18 protein-coding genes and 1 pseudogene are annotated in these 24,481 nt (G+C 64.2%); 6 read left to right on the forward strand and 13 right to left on the reverse strand.

The features are described 5' to 3' along the window. From AC5P5R_RS21540 to AC5P5R_RS21555, 4 genes and pseudogenes are all read right to left on the reverse strand, one after another. Positions 1-2,658 (reverse strand): annotated as a pseudogene (locus AC5P5R_RS21540) (RHS repeat domain-containing protein); the annotation flags it as partial. A gap of 313 nt (positions 2,659-2,971) precedes the next feature. Then, on the reverse strand, positions 2,972-4,327 hold the full coding sequence (locus tag AC5P5R_RS21545) for a Gfo/Idh/MocA family protein (protein WP_100438217.1): 1,356 nt from the start codon (positions 4,325-4,327) through the stop codon (positions 2,972-2,974). A 65-nt stretch (positions 4,328-4,392) separates the two neighbouring features. Beyond that, positions 4,393-7,368, reverse strand: coding sequence for a TonB-dependent receptor (locus tag AC5P5R_RS21550; protein ID WP_062605444.1), 2,976 nt, complete (start codon positions 7,366-7,368; stop codon positions 4,393-4,395). 133 nt (positions 7,369-7,501) lie between these two features. Continuing rightward, positions 7,502-10,861 carry a TIM-barrel domain-containing protein gene (locus AC5P5R_RS21555; RefSeq protein WP_100438202.1) on the reverse strand — a complete coding sequence of 1,120 codons (3,360 nt, stop codon included), beginning with the start codon at positions 10,859-10,861 and terminating at the stop codon, positions 7,502-7,504. 322 nt (positions 10,862-11,183) lie between these two features. On the opposite strand from AC5P5R_RS21555, the gene AC5P5R_RS21560 reads away from it, so the two are divergent. The 6 genes from AC5P5R_RS21560 to AC5P5R_RS21585 all read left to right on the forward strand — a co-directional run bounded on the left by AC5P5R_RS21560 (position 11,184) and on the right by AC5P5R_RS21585 (position 18,465). Then, positions 11,184-12,338 carry an SIS domain-containing protein gene (locus AC5P5R_RS21560; RefSeq protein ID WP_005411499.1) on the forward strand — a complete coding sequence of 385 codons (1,155 nt, stop codon included), beginning with the start codon at positions 11,184-11,186 and terminating at the stop codon, positions 12,336-12,338. Continuing rightward, positions 12,331-13,269, forward strand: coding sequence for an ROK family protein (locus tag AC5P5R_RS21565; protein WP_024958683.1), 939 nt, complete (start codon positions 12,331-12,333; stop codon positions 13,267-13,269). Before AC5P5R_RS21560 ends, AC5P5R_RS21565 begins: the two co-directional genes overlap by 8 nt. Positions 13,270-13,285: 16 nt before the next feature. After that, entirely contained in the window at positions 13,286-14,620 is a 1,335-nt protein-coding gene (locus AC5P5R_RS21570; RefSeq protein ID WP_012481525.1) for a D-tagatose-bisphosphate aldolase, class II, non-catalytic subunit, read from the forward strand. 33 nt (positions 14,621-14,653) lie between these two features. Beyond that, complete coding sequence (locus AC5P5R_RS21575) at positions 14,654-15,430, forward strand: DeoR family transcriptional regulator (protein WP_005414783.1); 777 nt, start codon at positions 14,654-14,656, stop codon at positions 15,428-15,430. Next, positions 15,427-16,554: an N-acetylglucosamine-6-phosphate deacetylase gene (gene nagA / locus AC5P5R_RS21580; protein WP_005414784.1), complete on the forward strand. Its 1,128-nt coding sequence runs from the start codon at positions 15,427-15,429 to the stop codon at positions 16,552-16,554. The genes AC5P5R_RS21575 and nagA overlap by 4 nt, the downstream gene beginning before the upstream one ends. A gap of 123 nt (positions 16,555-16,677) precedes the next feature. Further along, the gene (locus AC5P5R_RS21585; protein WP_100438201.1) at positions 16,678-18,465 is read left to right on the forward strand and encodes an MFS transporter; all 1,788 of its coding nucleotides are present in this window, start codon (positions 16,678-16,680) and stop codon (positions 18,463-18,465) included. A gap of 195 nt (positions 18,466-18,660) precedes the next feature. On the opposite strand, the gene AC5P5R_RS21590 is transcribed toward AC5P5R_RS21585, so the two are convergent. The 9 genes from AC5P5R_RS21590 to AC5P5R_RS21630 form a co-directional block, all read right to left on the reverse strand. After that, positions 18,661-19,131, reverse strand: coding sequence for a SecDF P1 head subdomain-containing protein (locus AC5P5R_RS21590; protein WP_076739873.1), 471 nt, complete (start codon positions 19,129-19,131; stop codon positions 18,661-18,663). Beyond that, on the reverse strand, positions 19,128-19,679 hold the full coding sequence (locus AC5P5R_RS21595) for an HdeD family acid-resistance protein (RefSeq protein WP_005414787.1): 552 nt from the start codon (positions 19,677-19,679) through the stop codon (positions 19,128-19,130). The genes AC5P5R_RS21590 and AC5P5R_RS21595 overlap by 4 nt, the downstream gene beginning before the upstream one ends. Positions 19,680-20,133: 454 nt before the next feature. Then, positions 20,134-20,415 (reverse strand): hypothetical protein, encoded by a 282-nt coding sequence (locus AC5P5R_RS21600; RefSeq protein ID WP_088912225.1) that lies wholly within the window; start codon positions 20,413-20,415, stop codon positions 20,134-20,136. 100 nt (positions 20,416-20,515) lie between these two features. Then, positions 20,516-21,025 carry a hemagglutinin repeat-containing protein gene (locus tag AC5P5R_RS21605; RefSeq protein WP_062605436.1) on the reverse strand — a complete coding sequence of 170 codons (510 nt, stop codon included), beginning with the start codon at positions 21,023-21,025 and terminating at the stop codon, positions 20,516-20,518. A gap of 202 nt (positions 21,026-21,227) precedes the next feature. Beyond that, entirely contained in the window at positions 21,228-21,557 is a 330-nt protein-coding gene (locus AC5P5R_RS21610) for a hypothetical protein (protein ID WP_138927665.1), read from the reverse strand. 197 nt (positions 21,558-21,754) lie between these two features. After that, positions 21,755-22,069, reverse strand: coding sequence for a MafI2 family immunity protein (locus AC5P5R_RS21615; protein WP_012481530.1), 315 nt, complete (start codon positions 22,067-22,069; stop codon positions 21,755-21,757). Positions 22,070-22,074: 5 nt separating this feature from the next. Beyond that, on the reverse strand, positions 22,075-22,284 hold the full coding sequence (locus AC5P5R_RS21620; RefSeq protein ID WP_080354123.1) for a polymorphic toxin type 50 domain-containing protein: 210 nt from the start codon (positions 22,282-22,284) through the stop codon (positions 22,075-22,077). Continuing rightward, on the reverse strand, positions 22,248-22,748 hold the full coding sequence (locus AC5P5R_RS21625) for a hypothetical protein (protein ID WP_143568973.1): 501 nt from the start codon (positions 22,746-22,748) through the stop codon (positions 22,248-22,250). The genes AC5P5R_RS21620 and AC5P5R_RS21625 overlap by 37 nt, the downstream gene beginning before the upstream one ends. Positions 22,749-23,445: 697 nt before the next feature. After that, a partial coding sequence (locus tag AC5P5R_RS21630; RefSeq protein WP_495205402.1) for a hypothetical protein occupies positions 23,446-24,481 on the reverse strand: 1,036 nt, incomplete at its 5' end.

Here is a 24,481-nt window from a genome sequence, read left to right on the forward strand (position 1 = left end):
GCGGATCTCCGCCGCCACGCCGCCGACATCCTGCAGGGTCTGCGCCAGTCGGTTGAGCGGATCGTACTGCTGGCTGGTCACGCGCTGCAGGGCGTCGGTCACGGTCTGCGGGTTGCCGTTGGCATCGTAGGCAAAGCCGGTGGCGTGATTGCTCGCGTCCTTCAGTGCGGTCAGCTGGCCGAGCGTGTTGAACGTCCGTGCCAGGGTACGGCGCAGCGTCCCGCCTGCATCGAGCGTGTCTTCCTTGAGGCGATTGCCGGCATTGTCCAGCGTGTAGTGGATGGTGTTGCCAGCGCTGTCGGCGATGTCCGTCAGCCGCTGCGCGGCGTCGTAGACATAGGTAACGCTGCTGCCGTCAGGCTCGGTGACCTGTTGCACCTGGCCGGTCGGCCAGTAGCTGATCTGGGTAGCCCGGTCCTCGGCTGTGGTGGCACCGCGCACGGTGATCGAGGTCGGCCAGCCGCGGGGATGGTAGGTGTAATCAGTCACCACGCCGTTGGCGTCCTTGACCGACAACGGCCGCCCGAACGCGTCGTAGGCCAAGGTCTCGACCGTCTGGCCCAGCGCATTGGTCACGCTGCGCAGGTCGCCCTTGCGATAGCTGCAGGCACCATTGGCCGCGCATCCCGCGTCATCCGCGGTGTAGTAGGCATAGGTGGAGACATCCGCCACATCACTACGCGGGCCATCCACGCTACGCAGCAGTCCCATCAGCGGGCACTCCGGGCCCTCTGCCTCACAGTAGGTCTGCGTGGTGACGCGGGTGTCACCGGTCACCATGTCGCGCACGGCGATGGTGGTCGGCTGGAGGCGTCCATTGCGCACGATGCGGATCTCACGGTTGCCGACGGTCTGTTGCACCAGCCGATTGCTGTCCAGAGCCACTCGCGTTTCGCTGACGCGCTGGTCCGGAGTACCGGCCGCTTCAGTGGTGGTGGTCACGCTGATGGCGCCTGCGGCAGCATCGCTGGCCTCGGAATAGGCATACTGGGTGACAACGCCTCGGCGATCGGTCACCGACTGCAGCCGGCGCCGGAAATCAGTGCCCTCGGGCAGATAGGTGCGATTGATGCTGCCGTTGCTCTCGGTGACGCCGTTGACCTTGCGCGGAAGGCCACTGGCGCCGCTGGCGGTCAATGCGTAGGTACTCTGCTTGCCCAGTGCGTCGGTGACGATCGTGGTGCCTGCCAGGGTGTACTCCAGGCGCACGCCATCAATGCCCACGTCGGCCTGACTGCAATCGCCGGAATGGCGGCTGCAGGTGACCCGCCCCTTGGCGTCGTAGCCGTACCAGCTGTAACGCTGGTTGCCCTCGGCGGTAATGCCGGTCAGGTAGCCCGGGAAGCGGGCGTCCTCATAGTGATACGTGCGGCTGGCACCGTCTGCGTAGGTCGCACTGATCAATTCCCCGGTCGGGGAATAGGCGTAGCTCACCACGGGCTGGCCGGCGATCACCAGGGCCGAGATCAGCGAATCGTCACCCGGTGCGAGATACTGGACGTCCACGCACCGGCCGGTTGAATGGGTGATGCTGAGCAGGCGGCCACGGCTGTCGTGTGCATAGGTTAGCGAGGTTCCGTCTTCGAAATCGCGGCGCTGCATCAGGCCGCCGGCATCGAACTGAATGCGCTCCTGAGCCCGCGACAACAACCATAGGCTCCCCTGTTGAGCCACGCGGTCCCCACTGCCATCCATTGCCTCATACACCGCTCACACCTTCTTGAAGGCCAGCTGGCCACCCTCAGCGTCAATCAAACCCACCTGGACTTCCGAACTCGGTGGAAAGTCCGTGTCGTCAACGCCGAGCGTCAGGCGAATGTTGTGGGAGTGCGTCCATCCTTGGCCCATGGCTCCGCCGCTGGTGCCGGTCAAGGAATGATACTGGCGATCGAAGCGGACCCACCCGAAATCAAGGTCCGCTTCCGGCTGAGACTTGTCGCCGGTGGTGGGGTCGCACGGATTACCGACTTTGCACTCCTGCGGCGGCAGAGGAGAAGTCCAGTACGCCAGCAGCATTGCCATGTTTGGCTCGTCCTGCTGGGCCAAGGCGCACATGCCCAGGTTATCGTCCCACATCATCATGGGGCGATTCATGCATTTTGCGGTTCTACTCCGATAGGCGTGTTCCCAAAAGACCAGCTCCGAGCAGGCCTTGGTCCCCTCGTAGTAACTGTTTTTGACGAATTTATAGCGCTTGGTTTCGTTGATGACGCTGCCGTCATCTCCCACTCCAAGCCCGCCAACCTCCTCCCAGGCTTCCTCAGTCATGACGGTGGCAGCGCACCGCGGATCGCTCGCATTCTTCGACAGGAACATGCTGCGGACGGCATCCTCCGTGGCGTACTTCTGATGGTTCTGCTCATACACCCAATCCGTGGTGACGATCTTCTCGGGCTTGACGCGATAGTCATAGATCGTCTTGTTAGGAAGGGCCCTCTGGCGCTTGACCTCCCAAACGAAAGGCTTATCGACCTCATACTCGGCGAAGAAGGCCCGTATGTCTTTCTGGACAGCCGCCTCCGTGGAACGGGGCTCTCCCATCGAGAAGTAGCTTTCCCATTTCTTCTCGATCTCCTGTGCCTGCACGCTGGACGTCGAGCACGCCAACACGAACAGCGCCAGACTGATGAGCGAAGTGCCAGAGTTTGCCTTCAACATCCCTGTTCTCCTTCCTGGACGGACACAGCGCCGGCGGGAACGAGAACGTGGGGCAGCAGCCTCCTCACGTCATGCTTCGGATCGTCCCTGGTCCGGAATGCGACGTGGCCGCATGGGGACGTTATCTCCGATGTGGTTTACACATTCAAGTCAAAAAACTGTGGAATGAGTCGAATTTCAGAACTTTCTGATGCGGGGGGGGCGTGTCGGAAATGCAGCCAAGCGTGGGCTCGGCTCTATAAGGCGAATGCCCCGGAAACAGAAACGCCGGGCATCGCCCGGCGTTTCCGTCACCGCATGGAAGGGGTAAATCTCAGTACTTCCCATCAAACGCAAAGATCGGCTTGCGCTGCTTCCACGCGCCGGCAGTAAAGTCCGGGAACTCCAGGGTCTGGAAGCTGTTGGCGATCGACTGCTCGCTCAACGGTGTAATGGCACTCCAGGTCACCGCGTCGTAGATGTCGATCGGCACCGGCGCCTTGGCCTTCAATGCCTCCACAAAGGCATGGATGACGAACCAGTCCATGCCACCATGCCCTGCACTCGCGGCGGTGTCGGCGTTCTGCTTCCACAGCGGGTGCTCGTACTCGTCCTGGTACTTCTTGAACTCTTCCCACTGGTGCGGCGGGCTGCGGCCTTCGATGTGGATCGAATGGTTCACGTCCATCCACAGGCCCTTGGTGCCCTGCACGCGGAAGCCCATCGAGTACGGGCGCGGCAGCGAAGTGTCGTGCTGCAGCAGGATGGTCTCACCGTTCTCGCAGGCCAGCGTGGTGGTGACGATGTCGCCCAGCTTGAACTTCACCTTGGTGCTGGGGTGGGTGGTGCCACCACTCTTGGCAACGGTGTACTCGTGCAGGCCACGCGCCTTGGTCGCGAAGGCATTGATATGGGTGAAGCGGTTGCCACGGTTGATGCCGGTATACATCGCGCACGGGCCGATGCCGTGGCTGGGGTACAGCTCGCCGTTGCGTTCCACCGAATGCTCGGTGCGCCAGCGTGCTTCGCTCCAGCCCTTGGGGCCGAATTCCACGCCGCTGTCGTAGGGCTGGTTCGGGTCGCCGGAATTGAACTTCACCCCGCGCAGGTCATGCTGGTAGCCGGCCTGCAGATGCACCAGCTCGCCGAACAGGCCCTGGCGCACCATCTGCAGCGCGGCCATCACGTCGCGGCGGTAACAGACGTTCTCCAGCAGCATGTACGGGGTGCCCGTGCTCAGCTGGGTCTTCAGCACGTCCCAGTGGTCCTGCAGGGTGATGCCGGCCACCACTTCGCAGCCCACGGCCACGCCGGCCTGCATGGCGGCGATCGCCATCGGTGCGTGGTACTCCCACGGCGTGGCGATGATCACGCCATCGATGCCCTTCTGTTCCAGCAGGCGCTTCCAGGCGTTGGTATCGCGGTCCTGGCCGTAGGTCTTCGGGGCCGGCTTGCCGGCCTTGGCCACCATGTCCATGGCACGGCCGAGCATGATCGGTTCGATGTCGCACAGCGCGACCACCTCGACATCGTCGCGGCGCACCAGCTCCTTCAGCAGCACAAGGCCACGCATGCCGGTGCCGATCATGGCCAGGCGCACTTTGCGCCCGCGTGCCCACGCCGGGGTCTGCGGCAGCAGGCTGCTGGCGGCGACAGCGGCACTGGCCGCGATGAATTCCCTACGCTTCATGGCAAACATCTCTCCTCTTGGCGGCGAGCCGGCCGTAGCCGGCCCGCCGGGTAACGCAAACGGAATTACTTGAAACGGTAGCCGATGGTCACACTGTAACCACGACCGAAGATGGTGGCGTAGTCACTGGAGTCACCCAGGAAGCTGTTCGGATCGTAGAACGGCAGGCGGTTGAACAGGTTCTTGACGGTGAAGCTCAGGTTCCACGCGTCATCCGGGCGCCAGGTGACACTCATGTTGGCAGTCCACCACGACGGCGCACCATCGCACTTGCTCTTCTGCAGGGCCAGGTAGCCGCCGGTGCAGGTTTCCTTGTTGTTGCTCACCTCATCAACCTGGTCGGTGGCCCACTTGGTGCCGCCCACGTAGTTGACGAACATGCTGGTGGTCACCTGCTTGTAGGTCCAGTCGGCATTGAGCGTGGCACGCAGGCGAGGGTTGTTGTAGTAGCCGACCACGTCGCCGTAGTACCAGCCGTTCTCCGCATCCATGTAGAAGCGGTTGCGGTTGGCGATGGTGGCGGCCAGGCCGATGTTCAGGTTGCCCCAGTCGCCCAGCGAGAAACGGCTGCGCGCATCGATGTCGAAGCCGTCGATCAGGGTCTTGCCCCGGTTCTTGTACTGGCCCACCACGCTGGCCACGTTGCCGGCCGAATAGCCCGGCAGCACCGACGGGCAGCTCACGCCACTGGCCGGGTCGGCACACATGGCCGCCAGCTGCGCCAGGTTGGCGCGGTCGCTGTCGGTGATCGGCGAGCGCGACATCGAGATGATGTCTTCCATGCGGCGATAGTCCGGCGCGACGATTTCGTTGTTGCGGTAGATGAACCAGTAGTCGGCCGACACCGACAGCCAGCTCGCCGGCTCGTAGACGAAGCCGAGGGTGGCGATCTTCGCCTTCTCCGGCTTCAGGTCCTTGTTCGGCTGGGTCATGCGGGCCACGGTGCGGCTGCAGTCGACGTTCAGCATGTTCTTGCCGAGGTCGACATCACCCGGCCGCTGCGACTTCAGCAACAGGTTGGCGATGGCGTTGGTCTCGTTGCAGCGCAGCTCGTCGCGGAAGCCGCCCAGCTGGGCGAACACGCCGCCATTGCCGGACTCGGCCAGGCTCGGTGCACGGAAGCCGGTGGAGTAGGTACCGCGCAGCATCAGCTGGTCGAACGCCTGGTACTTGAAGCCGATCTTCGGTGCCACGTTGGCGCTGAAGTTCGGGTACTTGTCCACGCGCACCGCCGCATCCAGTTCCAGCTTGTCGGTGATCGGCGCCACGGTTTCGGCGAACAGCGCGTAGGTGTTGCGCTTGCCGTCGAACCAGGAACCGCCCTGCTGGGTGATCAGACCGTTGGCGGCGTCGGCGTTGCCAGGAGTGTAGAAGGTTTCGCGGCTGGCGTTGAAGCCGAATGCCGCCCGCATCTCACCGGCCGGCAGCTGGAACAGCGGGCCTTCGATCTTGCCGTCGAGGGTGTGCAGGCGGGTCCACGACTGGATGTCGAAGGTCGGGAACGCTTCACGGATCAGCGCGGCGTTGGCTTCGCTGATCTCGCCGAACTTGTACGCCGGATGGTCGGAGATGATCACGCGGCCGGTGCCCGGATCGATCGTGTACGGGCCGAAGGCCTTCTCGAAGCCCTTGGTGTTGACGTTGATCGTCTGGTAGGTGGTGGAGTGGGTGCCGGCGCTGGCGAACGCGGTTTCCCAGTTCCAGTCGCCCCGGTTGCCACGCGCACCGGCCAGCAAGCGGTAGCTCTTGTCGGTATTGCGCTGGCCGAAATAGTTCGGGCCGGCATCCTGCAGCAGGTAGTTCAGGCCGACCACACCGCCCATCATCGCCTTCATCTGCGGGCTGGCGTGGTTGTATTCGTTGTTCGGGCCCAGGAACGGGTACAGGAACTGGTTGACGGTGTTGCCGGTATTGCGCGAGAACCAGCTGGTCGGGTTGCCGGTGGTGGTGCCGTAGGTGCGCGGCGTTCCGCCGTTGGCGCGCAGGTCGATGTCGGTGTAGGTCGCCTCGGCGAAGATCTCGGTGCTGTCACCGACCAGGAAGGTGCCGTTGAGGTAGGCGGTGTTGCGCTCGGACTTGGCACCAGCGTCGATCTCGTTGTTCATCCAGGTTTCCCAGACGCAACGCGGACCGGCCGCTTCACTGGTCAGCACGTTCCTGCAACCCGGCGCAGCTTCCTGCACACGGCGGCCGGTGACTGGATCGAAGGCGAAGTAAGTGCCCGGATTGAATTCACCCGGCTTGCTGCCCACGCCCAGGCGCAGGTTGTTGAGGTAGTTCGGATTGTTGACGTAGTACTGGTCGGGCCGCTTGTCGTAGAAATCGCTCAGCGGGATCGCGTCGCGGCGGTACATGTTCACCGCGCCGTAGATGTTGAAGCGGTTCTCGGCCAAGTCACCGAAGCCGGCGGTGATGCTGGCCTGGCGTTCGCCGTAGGAGTCGATGCGCGAAGAGGTGTCGTTGGTGAAGCTGACCTCGGCCCCCTGGAAGTTGCGCTTGGTGATCACGTTGATCACGCCGGCCACCGCGTCGGTGCCGTACACCGCCGAGGCGCCGTCGGTCAGCACTTCCATGCGCTCGATGGCCGCGGCCGGGATCGCATCGATGTTGACGAACTGGGTCTGGAAGCCTGCCGGTGCACCGTAGTACGACAGGCGGCGACCGTTCAGCAGCACCAGCGTGCCTTGGGCACCGAGGCCACGCAGATTGGCCTGCGAGGCACCATCGGAACCGGTGAACAGCGAACGCGCGTCCTGCTGCGCCGGGCGGGCGGCGGGCAGGTTGTCGAGCACCTGCAGCAGCGTGCGCGCACCCATGTTCTGGATGTCCTGCTTGCTGATCACCTGCACCGGCGAGGCGGTTTCCACGTCGGTGCGGCGGATGTTGGAACCGGTGACCTCGATGCGGGCCAGGTCGGTGGCCTTGTCCTTGCTCTCCTGGGCGAAGGCAGGAACGGCGACCGACAGCAGCACGCCGGCGATGGCCAGCGACAGCGGAGCGATCGAACGACAGGGGGGGCGGTGGTGGCGGGCGGGCAACATCGGGGTTCTCTCCTGGCAGGGGTGCAGCGCAATAAGTGAGCGCGTGGGCGTTCGGCGGGCAAAACGCTCCCGGGCCACGGCCACGAGGGCCGTAGTCGGAATGGGCGGGGGGAGGAGCGGTGTTACGAGGGGGTCATGGGGCGACGATGCTGGCGGAGTCGCCCTCCTGGCCGATCAGTACGGCATTGGCCCAGTTGGCGCAGACCTGGGCGGGTTGACTGCCCTGCGCACCCAGCGTGCGCAGGCTCAGGGTGGAAAGGCCTCGGATGTCCAGCTCCGGCTTGACCACGCCGGGTGCCTTCACCAGGCCGCTGTCATACAACAGGCGGTTGTCACCCCAGACCTGGAACTGCAGGCCACCGGCGGTGCGGCAGGCGTCGTCGATGCCGAGGTCGGCACGCAGCAGGTGCCAGCCGCCCTGCAGGCGCAGGTCGATGCGGCTGTTGGCGCCGACGCCCAAGCCACGGCGGAACTGCAGGCCGTTCATGCGCATGCCGGCGTCGCCACGGAAGGACTGGTCGGTGCGCACCTGGCTGGCCAGCGCGGCCGGCACCGGCAGCTCGGAGAGATAGCGCTGCCGGGCCGGTCGCTCCGGTTCCTGGTGTTCGAGGATGTGGAAGGTGGACAAGGCGATCGGGCCGACGTCGCGTGGCTGCAGTGCATCGAATGCGCGGGCGCTGCCCTGTGCGGCGGTGACCATCGGGTCGGTGCTGCTGGCGCCGTCGCCTTCGGGGTTCTGCACGCTCAGCACGCGGAAGCGCAGCAGGCGCCCGGCATGGGCCGGGAACGCGATGCGCTGCACGCCCTCCTTCAACTGCAGGCTGCCACGTGCGATCGGCTCGCCCCACTCGCCATTGCTGTCGCCCAGGTACACCTCGTAGTCGCGCACCTGGCCGTGCTTCCAGTTCTTGTCGTTGCGCGGCGCGATGTCGATGCCGTCGATCATCCTGCGCTCACCGAAGCCGATCACCCACTCATGCGCACCGGTGCGCACGGCCTGGTTGCGCACACTGCGGAACCAGGTGGCCGGATCGTCATCGAAGGCATTTTCCAGCGCATGGCCAGGCTCTTCGGCCGGGCGGTTAACCACCAGCAGGCTGTCGGCCGGCAGTTCGCGGCCCAGCACCGGCGCAGCCGGATAGGCATCGTCGGCGGCCGCAGCGGCCACCGCGAAGTCCAGCTGCAGTTGCAGCGGCTGGCGGATGTCCTGGGTAGCGGTACGCACGTGCAGCGTGCCACGGCGCTCCTTGGCATCGAAGTACCAGCCTTCAGCCGCACCGTTGAACGCCGCCGCATCGGCCAGCGCCGGCAACGCGCGGCCACCGGCCTGCACCGCACGCGGCGCCTGGCGGCTGAGCACGCGCAGGCCATAACGGCGCTGCGCCAGCTGGCCATTGTACTGCCCCTGCACCGGATCGATCTGCACCTGCACCGGGCCACTGCCCTGCACCGGCGCCTGCACTCGGATCTGCTGCGTGCTCGACTCACCCTGCTGGTAGCGGCGCGTGTTGCCATCGTCTTCGTACAGCGTGTACTGCGACTCGCCCTGCGGGTACAGGTCGAACGTCACTTCATCCAGCGGCTTCTCGCCGTCGAACAGCATCGACGGGTACATCGGCAGGATCGCACCGGCACGCACGAACACCGGCAACGTGGCCAGGTCCACCTGGCGGTCGAGCTGGCGGCCGTCGGCGCCGGCCTGCACGCGGCGGCCATCCCAGTAGTCGATCCAGCCGCCGGCCGGCAGGTGGATGTCGCGGCGCCAGCCACGGCTGGCGGCCTGGCTGCGGTACACCGGCGCCACCAGCAGGTCGCGGCCAAGCAGGAACTGGTACTTGTAGGTTTCATCCTGCGCATGCGGGTCGCGCGGGTTGTCCCACATCAGGCCGCGCACCGGCGGTGCACCGGTCTGCGCGGCCTCGTGCACCAGCCCGTACATGTACGGGGTCAGGCGCATCTTCAACTTCAGGTAATCGCGGTTGATGCTGCGATAGGGCTCGTCGTACCACCACGGGTGCTTGCGTGCGTTCGACGACCAGCCGCTCATGCCCATCAGCACCGGGGTGAAGGCTTTCCACTGCAGGTCGCGGGTGAAGGTTTCGGCGCTGCCGCCGAAGATCGCATCCACATCGCCACTGGCGTAGGCCATGCCGGACAGGCCCGAACCGACCAGGGTCGGCACGTGCCAGCGGATGTAATCCCAGCTGCTGCTCTGGTCGCCGGTCCACGCTACGGCGTAGCGCTGGATCCCGGCCCAGCCCATCACCGTCCACAGGAACGGGCGCGAATCGGAATTGTCGAGGATGCCGTTGAACGCCTGGCGGTTGGCGTCCATCGCGAACTGGTAGCCCTTGCCGGTCCAGGCCACGTCCAGCTTCTGCACGCGGCTGCCGGCCTTGCCCACTTCCCAGGCGATCTTGTCGACGCCGTTCTCGGTCCACAGGCCGGTGCGGAAGCCGTACTTGGCCAAGCCCTGCACGGTTTCCGGCAGCTTCTTGTAACCGCAGCCGTAGCCATCGTTGGGCAGGATCCAGCCACCGGGCATGTCGTGGGCGCGGTACTGCTTGGCCACCGAGTCGATCACATCCGGCGTGGTGCCGGTCGGGCCGTCACTCCAGCCTTCGGGCACGGTGCCGGGCTTCTTGGCATTGTCACCGTCGTTGTAGCAATCGGCATCGCCGTAGGACAGCGCCCAGCGCGCGACCATGTTCGGGCGGCCGGTCAGCTGGGTGTAGCGCTCGATCAGTTTCGGCAGGTCGGCGCCGACGAAGTAATAGGCATCGAAGCGGTCTTCGCGGTGCAGCAGCGTGGCCTGGTCGGCCTCGCGCAGATCGTAGCTGCCATCGCTCCAGGTGTTGCGCAGCATGCCCCAGCCACGGCTGCTCAGCAGCATCGGTGCAGGGCTGGGGCGGTCGCCCTCTTCCCAGCCGCCGGAGTAGGACACGTCCAGCTCGCGGCCCTTGAACTGGTAACGGCCGTTCTGCTGGCCGCCACCGAAGTAGCCCTCATCGGCCTGCGAGGACAGCACCTGCACGCTCTGCGTGGCATCCAGGTCCAGCGGCTGCAGTTCCTGCCACAGCGCGGTGGGCTGGCCGTTGTCCAGGCGTTCCAGGCGCATGCGCAGCGGCTGCCGCTGTACATGCAGGACCAGTGCATCGGTGCGCACGCGGATTTCCTGTGCGTCTTCTTCCAGCTGCGCCTTCACGTTCGCCTTGGGCTGCGGCAGCACGATCGGTGCGGCCTTGTCGCCGGCACCGGTCAGCGTGCCGTTGCGGCCGGCCTGCACGCGGATGATGTCGGTGGCCGGCAGTTCGATGCGGATGCGCGCGCCCTTGTCGGTCTGCAGGTCCCAGCCCTGCACGCCGTCGCCGCTGGCGCTGGCGGCAACCGAACGCAGGTTGCCGACCGGCTCGGCCTGGGCCGGCATGGACGCCAGCATCAATGCCGGCAACAGGGCCAGCATCAGCGGCGAGCGACGAACGCAGTTTTCCACGCGGACTCCCAACCCGTTCACCGGGCGTTTCGAAAGCGATTGGGCCGACTCTAGGGCAGCGATTCGAAAGATGTCAACAAATTGAAAGGAAAAAGGAAGATATATTCCATTGAAACGAAAGTTGTTGCGCCGCAACACTTTGTGTAATCGCTTGCACACGCCTGTTAAGCATTGTGCGATACGGCATCCGGCGGATTCTTGCGTTTTCCGACGTGCTCTGGGCAGAGCGAAGTCGGCGTCACATTTTCTTTCTTTTTACTTTCGCTATTTGACATTTCGAAAGAAAACGCAGATGGTGCGCTGGCCCAACTGGAACCTCCGAATGGACGTCACCCTGCTTTCCGATGTGTCCGCCTGGCAGCGCCTTGGCGGAGCCGATACCGCTACCGAAATCGCCCAGCAGCCTGCGCTGTGGGAAGCCCTCGCACAGGACCTGTCGCGTGCCCGCGACCGCCTGCAGGCCTTCCTCGGCGACAGCCTCAACGATCCCAACCAGCGCGTGCTGTTCACCGGCGCCGGCAGCTCCGGCTTCATCGCCGAAATGGTGGCCGACGCGATCAACGCGCAGTGGCCAGCCGATGTGCGCGTGGTGCACACCACCAGCCTGCTGACCCACCCGGCGCTGTACCTGCAGCGCGACCGCCCGACCCTGCTGGTCTCGTTCGGCCGCAGCGGTTCCAGCCCGGAAAGCGTGGCGGCGGTTGACCGCGTGCGCAGCGACGTGGATGACGCGCGCTTCCTCGACATCACCTGCAACGCCGATGGCGAACTGGCCCGCCGTGGGGCCGGCCGTGCCGATACCTGCACCCTGCTGATGCCGTCGGCCAGCTGCGACCGCGCCTTCGCCATGACCAGCAGCCTGACCTGCATGCTGTTGGCCGCGCTGACCGTGTTCGATCGTTCGCCGTGGGATGCGCGCGTGGCGCGCCTGAAGCAGATCGCCGCGCTGGCCCGCGAAGGCCAGGCGCAGTGGGACGCACCGGTGGCGGCGCTGGCGCAGCGCCCGTTCAACCGCATCATCTACCTCGGCAGCGGCCCGCTGGAAGCGCTGGCACGCGAGTGCGCGCTGAAGGTGCTGGAACTGACCGCTGGCCGCGTGCTGGCGCTGGCCAACACCCCGCTGGGCTTCCGTCATGGGCCGAAGTCGACGCTGGATGGCAACACCCTGGTGGTGGTGCTGCGCAGCGTGCAGCCGCTGGCGCGCCGCTACGAACAGGACCTGCTGGAAGAGCTGCGCCGCGACGGCGTGGCCGGCCAGGTGCTGGCGATCGGTCCGCATTCGGACATCGGCGCCGATGACGAATACACCCTCACCGTGCCGGCACTGGACGACCCGTGGCTGGCGCCGGTGTGGCTGGGCTTCGCGCAGCTGTTCGCGCTGCAGCGCTCGGCCGCGCTTGGCCTGACCCCGGACAACCCGTTCCCGGATGGCACCGTCAACCGCGTCGTCAAGGGCGTCACCATCCACCATGGCTGAGCTGATCGCCCACGCCTGCTACGGCATCGACATCGGCGGCACCAAGATCGAGCTGGTGGCGTGCGATGCGGCGATGCAGGTCACCTGGCGCCGCCGCGTGGCCACCCCACAGGGTGACTACGACGGCTTCCTGCAGGCGGTGGTGGCGCTGGTGGCCGAGGCGGACGCCGCCCTCGGCCGCAGCGATGCGGCCATCGGCATCGCCCTGCCCGGCGTGCGTGACCGCCGCAGCGGTCGCCAGCTCAGCGCGAACGTGCCTGCACTGACCGGCCAATGCGTGGCGCAGGATCTGCAGGCACGCCTGCAGCGCCCGCTGCACTTCGGCAATGATCTGCAGTGCTTTGCCCTGTCTGAAGCGCACGGCGGCGCGGCTGACGGCTACCCCAGCATGTTCGGCGCCATCCTCGGCACTGGTGCCGGCGGCGGCTTCTGCCTGCACGGCCGGCTGCTGTCCGGCTTCAACGGCCTGGCCGGCGAATGGGGCCACTGGAGCGTGCCCGGCCACCTGCTGCAGCGCCACGGCCTGCCGCTGCTGGACTGCGGCTGCGGCCTGCAGGGCTGCGTGGAGCGCTATGTGTCCGGCAGCGGTGTGGCGATGATCGAGCGCCACCTCGGTGGCAGCGCCGCCGACGCCAGCGCCGTGATCGCCCTGGCCGAAGCCGGCGATGCACGTGCGCGCAAGGCGTTGGACATCCACCGCGATCTGCTTGGCCACAGCCTGGCCGCGCTGGTGCTGGCGCTGGACCCGCACGTGATCGTGCTCGGCGGTGGTCTCTCGCAGTACGCGCCGCTGTACCAGCAGCTGCCGTCGGCCATCGCTGCCCATCTGTTCAACGGCGTGCAGGTACCGCCGATCGTGCCGCCGCGCTTCGGCGATGCCGGTGGCGCACGTGGTGCCGCCCTGCTCGCCTGCCAACCCTCGTTTTCCTGATGTCCGGAGCCTGACCATGTCCCCGTTGCAGACCCTGCTTGCCTCCCACCGCGCCGGTGCCAACGTCGGCCTGTACAGCGTCTGCTGCAGCAACGAGCAGGTGCTGCGCGCGGCCATGCACGTGGCGCTGGCACACGGCACCGTGCTGCTGGTCGAGGCCACCTCCAACCAGGTCGATCAGTTCGGCGGCTATACCGGCATGACCCCGCCGCAGTACCGCGACTACGTCGGTACCCTGGCCGATGAGGAAGGCTTCCCGCGCGAGCGGCTGATCCTCGGCGGTGACCATCTTGGCCCGAATGCCTGGCAGAAGCGCCCGGCTGCCGAAGCGATGACCCACGCGCGCGTGCTGATCGAAGCCTACGTCGCCGCCGGTTTCCACAAGATCCATCTCGACTGCAGCATGTCCTGCGCCGATGACCCGGTGCCGCTGCCCGATGCCATCGTTGCCGCACGCTCGGCCGAGCTGGCCGAGATCGCCGAACGCACCGCCGCCGAACACGGCCTGCCGCCGCCGGTCTACGTGATCGGTACCGAGGTGCCGATTCCCGGTGGAGAAGCCTCGCTTGCCGAGGGACTGCAGGTGACCACGCCGGCCGCCGCCGCGCAGACCCTGGCCATCCACCAGCAGGCGTTCGACACGCCGCAGCTGCGTGATGCGTGGCAGCGCGTGATCGCGATGGTGGTGCAGCCGGGCGTCGACTTCGACCACAGCAGCGTGCACGAATACGACCCGGCCGCCGCCAGCACGCTGGCCGACTTCCTGGAACAGCAGCCACGCATCGTGTTCGAGGCGCACTCCACCGACTACCAGCGCGAAAGCGGCCTGCACGCGCTGGTGCGCGACCACTTCGCCATCCTCAAGGTCGGCCCGGCGGCGACCTTCGCCTACCGCGAAGCGCTGTTCGCGCTGGCCGCGATCGAGGCAGAACTGCTGCCGGCCGCACAATGCTCGCGCCTGCCGCAGGTGCTGGACGAGGTGATGGTGGCGCAGCCGAAGTACTGGCAGTCCTACTACCAGGGCGATGAGGCAGCGCTGCGCCTGCTGCGCAGTTACTCCTTCAGCGACCGCTGCCGCTACTACTGGGGCGAGCCGGCGCTGGTACAGGCGGTGCAGACCCTGTTCGCCAACCTGGAACAGCACGCGCCGCCGCTGGTGCTGCTCAGCCAGTACCTGCCGGAACAGTACCGCGCCGTGCGCGAAGGCACCCTGGCCAACACCCCCACCGCACTGGTGCAGCACCGTATCGGCCTGTGCCTGGGTGAGTACGCCCGTGCCTGCAGCGCCAACCAAGCCGGAACCCGCACTCACCACGCAGGTTCGGCTGCCGCCGTTGCTGCAAACGGCTAATCTCTACCTTTCCCCGCGACACCGAGAATGGCCATGCGCAACACCCGCTCCCGCCGGCAACAGATCCTGCAGCTGCTGATCGAGCACGGCTCGGTGCAGGTGGCCGATCTGGTCGAGCGCTTCGGCGTGTCGGCGGTGACCATCCGTGCCGACCTGACCCATTTCGAATCGCAGGGCCTGGCCAACCGTACCCACGGTGGCGCCACGCTGGTGCGCACGCCGCCGCAGGAACAGGACATCCACGAAAAGGACGCACTGAACCTGCCGCTGAAGGAATCGATCGGCGCGTGTGCCGCGCGCCTGGTACGGCCTGGTGACAACATCATCATCGACTCCGGCTCGACCACGATGACCCTGGCCCGCCACCTGCGCACGCAGCGCGACGTGACGGTGATGACCAACGGGCTGAACATCGCCTGGGAACTGGCCAACGCGGCCGGCATCAACGTGCTGCTGACCGGCGGCCTGCTGCGCCAGCAGTCGCTGTCGCTGCAGGGCAGCCAGGCCGAAGCCAGCCTCAACTCCTACAGCTTCGACACGCTGTTCCTGGGCGTGGATGGCCTGGACCTGCAGTTCGGGTTGACCACCCATGACGAAGCCGAAGCCCGCCTCAACCATCGCATGGTCGAGCGTGCACGCCGTATCGTGGTGCTGACCGACGCCTCCAAGTTCGGGCGCGTCAGCCTGCACCGCATCGCCCTGCTGGATCAGATCCACACCATCATCACCGATGCCGGCATCGACGACGCAACCCGCGAGGGACTGCAGCGGCTGGGCATCGAGGTGATCATCGCCGAGCCCACCGCATGAGCGACACCCGTTCCCTGCATGGCCGCATCCTCACCCCGCTGGGTTGGCGGCGTGGCCACGTCCACTTCGATTCCCACGTGCGCCAGCTGCAGGTGGACGACCACAGCGGCGCTGACGATCTGCAGCTGCCGGTGATCCTGCCCGGCTTCATCGACCTGCATGTGCACGGCGCTGCAGGGGTGGACCTGATGCAGGGCGGCGACGTGGCGCGCACCATCGCCCGCACCCATCTGCGCTTCGGTACCACCACGCTGCTGGCGACCACCATGACCGCCGGCCTGGATGAGATCGAGCACGCGCTGCACGGCGTGGCCGCCACCATGGCCGCACCCGATGCAGACGCCGCCAGCATCGTCGGCGTACATCTGGAAGGGCCGTTCATCAGCCCGCAGCGGCTGGGCGCGCAGCCCAACCGCACCATCGAGGCGACGCTGGCGCTGGTACAGCGGCTGCACGCGCTGGCGCCGATCCGTGTGATGACGCTGGCGCCGGAGATCGGCGAGCACACCGCGCTGATTCCCGCGCTTTCGGCAATGGGCATCCGCGTGCAGCTCGGCCACAGCGCCGGTACCTACGAAGAAGGTGTTGCTGCGCTGCAGGCCGGTGCCTCCGGCTTCACCCATCTGTTCAACGGCATGACCGGCGTCGATCACTATCGCCCGGGCATCGCGGCGGCGGCACTCGCGCATGCGCAGTACGCCGAAATCATTCCCGACCTGCAGCACATCCATCCCGGCGTGATCCGCCTGGCCGCGCGTGCGATCCCGCGCCTGTACGCAGTGACCGACGCGACTGCCGCCACCGGCATGCCCGACGGCGAGTACGCACTGGGCGAGCAGCGCGTGCACAAGTGCGGCGGCTGCGTGCGCCTGGCTACCGGTTCACTGGCCGGCAGCGCGCTGACCATGGACCAGGCGCTGCGCAACCTGGTGCAGGTGGGCCTGGAGCTGGCCGATGCCTCGCAACGTGTCTCCACCTTCCCGGCCGACTACCTGGGCCTGGGCGATCGCGGCCGCATCGCGCCCGACGCCCGCGCCGACCTGGTAGCGCTGGACGCCGAACTGCGCCTGCAGCAGGTGGTGGTGGGTGGGCGCATGGTCGATTTGAACGCAACACCAGCCTGACGCACCGTGCCTTCGTAGAGTCGAGCCATGCTCGACTGCTCTGCCGCGCCATGCGCGGTCAGTCGAGCATGGCTCGACTCTACAGAAAGCGATCCGCACCGAAACACCTTCTGGGATATGCCGATGACTGCACGCACCGCTCCGCGCTGGCCCGTACGCTACCTGCTCTTCATCGGCGGCCTGGGTGGCCTGCTGTACGGCATCGACATCGGCATCATCGCCGGCGCCCTGCCCTATCTTGAAGCAACTGCCAGCCACGCCTGGCAGCTCAGCAGCCAGCAGCTCGGCTTCGTGGTGGCAGCGGTACTGCTGGGCAGCGTGCTGTCCTCGCTGTTCGCCGGCATGGTTGCCGACCTGATCGGCCGTCGCGGCGCGATGCTGCTGGCCGGCCTGCTGTTCACCGCCTCGATTCCGATCATGGCACTGGCCTCCGGCTACACGCCGCTGCTGCTGGGGCGCCTCCTGCAGGGCATCAGTGGCGGTTTGATCGGCGTAGTGATTCCGCTGTACCTGGCCGAAGTGCTCAGCCCCGAGCGGCGTGGGCGCGGCGCGGCCATGTTCCAGCTGCTGCTGACCGTTGGCCTGGTGCTGGCAGCCCTGATCGGCCTGTACCACGCCCACGCCGTCGATGCCGCCGCCGAAGCCGTGCGTTCGCTGCCGGTCGCGCAGCAGGCGCAGGAACTGTTCACGGTGAAGGACCACGCCTGGCGCACCATCTTCTGGACCTGCCTGGCGCCGGGCCTGCTGTTCTGCGCCGGCATCTTCTGGCTGTCCGAGTCACCACGCTGGCTGGTGCGGCGGGGTCGCATCGATGAAGCCCGCCGCAGCCTCCAGCGCGTCCTGCCCGCCGCAGATGTCGAGCCCACGCTGGCCCAGATCCAGGCGCCGGAATCGAGCAGCAGGGACGGAAAGCGCGATCCGCTGCTCAGCCGCCGCTACGTGGTGCCGTTCCTGCTCGCCTGCGTGGTGCTGGCCTGCACCCAGGCCACCGGCATCAACTCGGTGCTGGCCTACGCGGTGAACATCCTCAACCAGGCCGGCCTGTCCGGTTCAGTGGCCAACGGCGCCGACGTGGCGATCAAGCTGCTCAATGCGGTGATGACCGTGGTCGCGTTGCTGCTGGTCGACCGCAAGGGCCGCAAGTTCCTGCTGATGCTCGGCAGTGGTGGCATCTGCGTGGCGCTGCTGGCCGCGGCCACGCTGTTCTTCCAGGCCGAGCGCGGCCGTGCCGATGTGCAGCCGCAGCTGCAGGCGGCGGTCAGCGGCGACGGCCTGCAGCTGGTGCTGGATGATGCGCAGTGGCAGCGCCTGGGCGCGGGGATCGACCGCGAAGGGCGGCCGATGCAGCTGACCGTCTCCTATGCCTACGGTGATTTCACCAACGTGCGCGCCCTGCGCAGCGACAACCTGACCGATCGCGAGCTGCGCATCGAGCGCGCCGGCACTGTGCAGCCCGACAGTGTGATTGGTGCGTTCTTCCGCAAGCTGCATCTGAACCCGTTCGCCGACCCGGCCAGTGCCGCGCAGGCGCCGCTGCGCATCGAACAGGCGCGCATCGGCCCGGTGCCGCCACCGGCACACGGCTGGGCCGTGGCCGCCTGCATCCTGGTGTTCGTCGCGTTCTTCGCGGTCGGCCCCGGCGTGTGCGTGTGGCTGGCACTGTCGGAGCTGATGCCGAACCGCATCCGTTCCAATGGCATGAGCATCGCGCTGCTGATCAACCAGTTCGTGTCGACCACCATCGCCGCCATCTTCATGCCCACGGTGGGCCACTACGGCTACGCCAGCATGTTCGTGTTCTGGGCGGCGTGCACCTTCGTGTTCTTCCTGGTAGCCGCGTTCTGGCTGCCGGAGACCAAGGGCAAGTCACTGGAGGAGATCGAGGCACGGTTCGCGGGAAAGCGGGGCTGACAGCGCCTGCACCTGGCGTCGGCCATACCCCATGACATGCCAACGGGGTATGGCCCGCCGTGACGGTATGGCACGCCGATGGGGGTGGCACGCAGACCGGGTAGAGTCGACTGTTGGTCGACTGCTCTTCGCTCCAACACCAAGAACGCCGCGCCACGCGCGTGAGTCGACTAACAGTCGACTCCACCGCTGCCATCACTTCCCGGTGATATGCCTGGCCAACGCCTGCGCCTCGGCAACGCTCGGCAGCCCGCTCAGCATCATCGATTCACCGAACGGGCCTTTCACCGTCGCCACCATCAGCACGCGACCATTCACGCTGATCGCCGCTCGTTGCCCCACCAGCGCCGCCGTGCCATCGTGGATGCGTTGGCGTGCTTCTGGCCGATACCGGATCTGCAGGCCGGGCTCCTGGCCCGCGTCCAGCACATAGCGCACATCGGCGATATCTGCACTGTCGGCAATCGGCGGCTCGCGCAGCGCCAGGGTCTCGCCCTGCCACTGCGCTTGCGTGCCCTTGCCATCCGCATCGACCGCGCTCAGGCGCACATCCACACCGGGGCGCGGTGCATGGCGCTCGACTGTCTGCACTGCGGGCGTGGCGCCCGGCATGCAGCCGGCCAGGGTCAAGGCCACGCCCACCAACAGGGGAAGCGCCGTTCTCACTTCAGCTTCCGCAGCTTGAATGCCACCAGCACCTGCAGCAGGCCGTACAGCAGGCTGCCGATACCGATCCACAGCGTGGTGACCGCCACGCCGGCATACGGGTTGGCCGCAAACAACAGGCCCAGCACCACGGCCAGCACGCCGCTGAGGATCAGCAACCATTCGCCCTGGATCTGCTTGCGCACGCGGATCGCGAACACGATGCGATAGATGCCAGCCACCAGCAGCCACGCCGCCAGGAACAGCACCAGCACGCTGGCGGTGGCCAACGGGTTGATCACCGCCAGGATACCGAAGCCCAGCGAGGCGAGGGCGTACAGCGCCAGCCAGCCGCGGGACGCGCCGCTGCCGCCATTGATCAATGCGAACAGGCTGATGACGCCCTCGATGATGGCCATCACGCCCAGCGTCCAGGCCAATGCCATGGCCGCCGACAAGGGCCAGCCGATGGCGATGATGCCGAAGCCGAGAGCGACCAGGCCATACAGCAGGAGGATCCACCAGCTACGGCCGATTGCCGACAACAGGGGAGACAAGGGGGAATTCATGGCCACTCCTTCGATCCGGAACCGGGTTCATCGTAGCCCGTTGTGATGAAGAGGGAGATGACGGTGGTTCTGGACGGGTTCGTCTTGGATCGACGCCCCAATGGACATGAGCGTCAAGCACCGCGACTGTTAGATCAAGGCCTGCTTCGACTCTCATTTGGACTCCGCAACCACCCGGCCGGCGGCAGTATGAGTACCGGTGGTGGTGCTGTCATTTTCTTCGCACTGCCCAGGCCGGCCAAGTTCTGCGATGCAAGTCTGCTGTGCGGGTTGTCCCGGGTGTGTCCTGCACCACCACATTCACCGCATGACCCCGGGGATGGATTGATAAGGCCCTCCGAATCAGCGATATGCACGGCCCACATTCCAATATCAAGACAAGCCGGGACGCCATCCAACCAGTACGCCAAGCGCGCTTCAGGTGAAGCGCCGGCTTATCTGCTACTTGAACTAATCAAACGTAGCCGCCTGCTTCTTCCAGGCCAGCAAACATGTGCATCATGCCGTCCTCAATGCTGGAAGTATCCCTCCTCAGCACAACATCCCTTGCACGATCACAAAAAACGAACGTCAGCCTTGCACCGACCCTATCTCCGTCCGTCTTAATAATGAAGTATGAACCATCTCCCTTGACGCGCGCATTCATGACGTCGAAAAAATCAGATAGATAACGCCTATTAATGGGCACACCAACTCGCTCCGAGAAATCGATAGCCAATGAATTCTTGTCTTTCACTCGCGCTCCCTTGACAGCCCTTACCACTTATTTAATTAACTTTAGTTCACCGAACCAAACTCTGCCAACAACCTCCCACAACACTCCACTCCATGGGTCGTCAACAGCGCTCTGGTGGTGCCAGGCTTGGCTGGTAACAGAGCTGAAGGCATCCACGCCTGGCGACAAAGCTCAGATGTTGGCCCCCACTCCAGCGCTCGTTGCCGCACAAAAACGTGCCGTCAGCCTGGGTCTGCTTGCTGGCGTAGTCGTCGGTGTCCTGCTCGCTGATGATGGACAGGTTGCCGCCGATGCTGGCCACCACCTTGTCGCCACTCAGCTGGGCACCCTGCAGCGTGGTGTCCTTGCCACTGATCACGGTCAGGTTGCGGTCGGCGTCCACCACGGTTTCAACATGCGTGGTGCCGTTGCCGCTGCCCTTGCCCTTGGCGGTGCTGGCCGACACGTACCAACCGGTCTGCGCGCCGATGCTGAAGCCGATCTCACCGCTGCCGCTCTTGTTCTTCGACGACTGCGTGTGGTCTTCCGCTTCGCTGCGCAGGGTGATGTTGTCCCACGCGGCCAGCGCCACGTTGTCACCCTTCACCTGGCTGCGGATGGTGCTGCCCACCGCCGACTGGTCGTGGCTGGTCTGGCTGGCACTGGAACTGGAGGCGCCAATGCCGATAGGACGGACTAGCCCTCAACCGAAAGCACTAGCTCCGCCATTACGCCAAATTTTTCACTTCAGCGTCTGCCACCTTGGTTTTCAAGAATTCCTCATCGAGTCAAAGGATCCTGGGAATTTTAGACTAATGGCATGAACAAAATCACTAAGAATATATAAACTGTGTAGTTACAGTCTTATCGGAATTAATCACAATATCAAATTCCCTCCAATCCCCTCCCGTATGCTCCTTCATTACATCATGGAGATCGCAAACCAAATCAGCACAACCCTTATCACCATAATCATTCAACAATGCAGATACGGAAACGCCACCGATCGTGTAAAAAAATGAGGAATCAATGCCAAGAGATCCATCCTCCTCTGGAAGATAGCGAAATCTACACGCAGCATCCGTGTAACCATTCTCAGCACTTGCATCCATCGCCCTATATAGAGAATCAATTATCTCGACCTGTCTTTCAACGTAACTCACAGACCACCGCCACGTTTATTCTTGGAAGTTCTCGAGGATATTTTGCCATCAGCATTGCATATAACATATAAACGTTTCCAGCCTCGCATTGCCCTGCGATGACCTTGCAGAATAATCTATCAGCCGCCGCTGATCATGCACAGAATCATGGAAATCTTGCACACAGAACCATCCTTTAGACCCTTCGAGCCCTATCCCTAATTAAACTCTCGGCGTGCATATACAAAACCACTAAGTGATGGCAAGCCCCTCAGAGGGCCTGAAACATACAGGCATTCAACGTCGATTCTTGAAATACCAACCTCCGAACTTGCTGCATCGACATTTGTCGCCACGACCTCTACGCTTTCCCAATCAAGATCAGTCGGGTCACGCTCAAGATAATAACGAATCAAAACCCTCCCCTTCTCGTCGTACCCTACAGCTATGGCTCGGATCTCCTGATATATCTCACCGAGGAGCGCCACCCTGAAGCACACCACTAGCCAATCCGGCAACCTATTCAAAAACATACCGCTTACTTCCTCGCATCCGGAACAATATGAGCACCATTTTTACTATAGTGTATCTGCCCCCTTGTTACGGCCTGTCCGGTTGTTCCATCAACGCTTATCGGCCGACCAAATTCCACAATTGGGTTCCCTCGTGAACCATTCCCGACGACAGGGCACTTTCCACTATGAACCCCAGCTAGGAGCTCAGACGGGCCCACGTCACTATTGAACATGTCGCGCAGCAGCGCGCGGCCGTTGCCGCCGTCGGCCCAGGACGCCCTGCCTTCTCGGTCTCCGCCTTCTGGCTCAGGTAGCCGCCCAAGTCACCCACGCCCTTGAACAGCAGCTGCCCGCCCAGCTGCATCACCTCGGCGCGCTCCTGCATCTTGCGCAGGTCAACGGCCGACAGTGCACTATCGGTATCAAAGCCGGTCGCGGTCCGATCAAGACCGGCCAGGGCGCTTTCATTGCCATCGCGCACCACCACCGTGCCAGCGGCGATATCCGAGTGGGTGGTGGTGCTGTCGTTCTTCTTGGTACCGCCCAGCAGGCTCAGTCCTGCGCCGGCCATGCTGCCCAGCGGGTTGCTGATGCCACCGCCACTGGTCTTGGCGCGGGATTCGTTCTCGATGTCGACAACGCTCAGGCTGCCGGTATCCAGGCGGTTCTTCGAGGCATCGGCAGTACTGCCGATCACGCCGCCTTCCAGGTGCGTGTTGCCGCCCACGGTGATGTTGAAGCCGCCGCTGCAGCAACTACGCCACTAAGGTGCCACCGACCTGCGTCTGCTTGCTGGCGTAGTCGTCGGTGTCCTGCTCACTGATGATGGACAGGTTGCCGCAGATGCTGAAGCCGATCTCGCCGCTGCCGCTCTTGTTCTTCGACGACCGACTGCTGGTTCCGCGCAGCTGTATTCGCTCAGGGCCACCAGAATCATCTGAACTGATGAAGTGCCATCCGGTTTCACATACCTGCCGTATGTGCCAGCAGCAGCAATCAACCCACCTCGAACATCCATCTGTCTTTTACGCGGACTCCCGATAACGAGGATCTTCCCGCATGATTCTTAGAACTTCGGACCAATTCCATATGATTCCTGGGATATGACTCTCGGGAACGATCTTCGCTCGCTCCGAGGAAGGAAACTCTTCCATAGCCCGCCTGCACCGCGAATAGAACAAATTAAAGCAGCTCTCATCGACGTAGTCGAGAACAATGAAATTCTGTCCCTGCTCATCCAGCGGGGCATAGATATCGCTTAGGCAGCACTGTTCGTCGGGCCGAAAGAGCATCCTTGTCGACTCTACAATGCAATCGAACACCCCACCCGAAGTGGACCAGCCAGCACCTGGCGGCCCGTTCCCGTCGCCAATAGAAATGTACATCGCCATAATTTACCTCAAAATAATAATTTTACCCTGCTGCTCCTGAGTGAGCATTTTTATCCAAGAGTTTACCAAAGCCTGATTTTCAGGAGCGAGATTCCTGTAATCCAGAGGAACCATATCCGCCTTGTTTACATGATCTATCAGCTGCCGCTGATTCTGCGCTGAATTATTGGAGAAGAATTTATTTATTTGAGTAGACTTTGTACCGTCTGTCCACATGAAATCCACGGTCTTCCCCGCATAGGGCCCATTGACAAATACGAAGTCGGGATTTTTACTGCCCTGCACCGGGTCTGTCCTCTTCAGAGTCCCTCCCAGGGAATTCTCTAACTGGACGGCCGCCTGACCTTCATGCACTGCAATTTTCCCCTTATCCGGATCCAAACCAAGCTCCAAAATTCTACCTCGATTATTGGAGCGGACAGGATTTATCGAGTTTAGACCTGTTTCAACATCTTTGAACAAAGGTGTCAGCTCACGCCCAGCAGTCAGAGCCCTATTTGCAGCCTGGCCCGCCGTTTCTGTCGATGAGTTCTGCACAGACTTCAGGATCTGCTCGGATTGCAGCCCCCCCTTCTTTGCAGCATTCCCTGCGATCTCAGCACCTGCCGCGCTGCTCGACAATCGAAGCGTGTCTTCCGCAGTGGTAGCAGCCTTTGCCGCCACCAGGGCCGGCAGCACAGGTGCAAGCGAATGACCACCCACGTAGTCACCCATCACCGCATCGGCGGCTCCGCTGATGGCCTTGGTGCAACTGTACGGATTGAGGATGCACCAGCCACCGAACTCAACAGCCGCCGCCGCACCGATGCCAAGAGCGGCTGCGCCAGCCTGGACCACGGCAACGCCCTTCTGAGAGCGCGAGGCGTCGCCGTAGTAGCGCAGTGGCTCCTGGAACTCGAAGCGCCAGTCCTTGGTTGATCCGGCGGCGTAAGCAGTTCCCGAGATGGCAGTGTAGACGTCTTTGAAATAGCCGGTTTCGCGCCCAAGCTCTTCGCTGAACTTAGAGAAGTTGTCCCGATCGCTGCTGTCGAACGCGGTA

Source organism: Stenotrophomonas sp. YJH_SMC_19 (assembly GCF_059367915.1).

Bases quoted from the DNA above. Each gene is read 5' to 3' on its own strand.
- AC5P5R_RS21545 (WP_100438217.1), bottom strand. From the start codon at position 4,327: ATGAAGCGTAGGGAATTCATCGCGGCCAGTGCCGCTGTCGCCGCCAGC.
- AC5P5R_RS21550 (WP_062605444.1), bottom strand. From the start codon at position 7,368: ATGTTGCCCGCCCGCCACCACCGCCCCCCCTGTCGTTCGATCGCTCCG.
- AC5P5R_RS21560 (WP_005411499.1), top strand. From the start codon at position 11,184: ATGGACGTCACCCTGCTTTCCGATGTGTCCGCCTGGCAGCGCCTTGGC.
- AC5P5R_RS21565 (WP_024958683.1), top strand. From the start codon at position 12,331: ATGGCTGAGCTGATCGCCCACGCCTGCTACGGCATCGACATCGGCGGC.
- AC5P5R_RS21570 (WP_012481525.1), top strand. From the start codon at position 13,286: ATGTCCCCGTTGCAGACCCTGCTTGCCTCCCACCGCGCCGGTGCCAAC.
- AC5P5R_RS21575 (WP_005414783.1), top strand. From the start codon at position 14,654: ATGCGCAACACCCGCTCCCGCCGGCAACAGATCCTGCAGCTGCTGATC.
- nagA (WP_005414784.1), top strand. From the start codon at position 15,427: ATGAGCGACACCCGTTCCCTGCATGGCCGCATCCTCACCCCGCTGGGT.
- AC5P5R_RS21585 (WP_100438201.1), top strand. From the start codon at position 16,678: ATGACTGCACGCACCGCTCCGCGCTGGCCCGTACGCTACCTGCTCTTC.
- AC5P5R_RS21595 (WP_005414787.1), bottom strand. From the start codon at position 19,679: ATGAATTCCCCCTTGTCTCCCCTGTTGTCGGCAATCGGCCGTAGCTGG.
- AC5P5R_RS21615 (WP_012481530.1), bottom strand. From the start codon at position 22,069: ATGTTTTTGAATAGGTTGCCGGATTGGCTAGTGGTGTGCTTCAGGGTG.
- AC5P5R_RS21620 (WP_080354123.1), bottom strand. From the start codon at position 22,284: ATGTTCAATAGTGACGTGGGCCCGTCTGAGCTCCTAGCTGGGGTTCAT.